Below are 519 nucleotides of genomic sequence, written 5' to 3'. Positions count from 1 at the left end.
AGACGGAATCGAACCGCCGACACATGGAGCTTCAATCCATTGCTCTACCAACTGAGCTACCGAGCCAAATTGCGGGAGCAGGATTTGAACCTACGACCTTCGGGTTATGAGCCCGACGAGCTACCGAGCTGCTCCATCCCGCGTTAATAATAAAAAGGAGGATGTGGGATTCGAACCCACGCACGCTTTTACACGCCTGACGGTTTTCAAGACCGTTCCCTTCAGCCAGACTTGGGTAATCCTCCAAAAATAGTCCGTACGGGATTCGAACCCGTGTTACCGCCGTGAAAAGGCGGTGTCTTAACCCCTTGACCAACGGACCATATTCATAAATGGGCACGAGTGGACTCGAACCACCGACCTCACGCTTATCAGGCGTGCGCTCTAACCACCTGAGCTACGCGCCCAAGTTAAAAACTTGGTAATTTGAACAAAGTTCAAAGCGGGTGACGAGAATCGAACTCGCGACAACAGCTTGGAAGGCTGTAGTTTTACCACTAAACTACACCCGCTAAAATG

General features: G+C 51.1%; 5 tRNA genes. All 5 read right to left on the bottom strand.

The features are described 5' to 3' along the window. Positions 1-69: 69 nt before the first annotated feature. Positions 70-143 (bottom strand) — tRNA-Met (locus D8805_RS10100). A 12-nt stretch (positions 144-155) separates the two neighbouring features. Beyond that, positions 156-245, bottom strand: a tRNA-Ser gene (locus D8805_RS10095). Positions 246-250: 5 nt separating this feature from the next. After that, a tRNA-Glu gene (locus tag D8805_RS10090) sits at positions 251-322 on the bottom strand. Positions 323-333: 11 nt separating this feature from the next. Then, a tRNA-Ile gene (locus tag D8805_RS10085) sits at positions 334-407 on the bottom strand. A gap of 34 nt (positions 408-441) precedes the next feature. Next, a tRNA-Gly gene (locus tag D8805_RS10080) sits at positions 442-512 on the bottom strand. Positions 513-519: the final 7 nt, after the last annotated feature.

Source organism: Streptococcus oralis subsp. dentisani (assembly GCF_003944205.1).
Classification (GTDB): domain Bacteria; phylum Bacillota; class Bacilli; order Lactobacillales; family Streptococcaceae; genus Streptococcus; species Streptococcus oralis_BH.
This window is presented reverse-complemented; position numbering and strand designations above follow the sequence as displayed.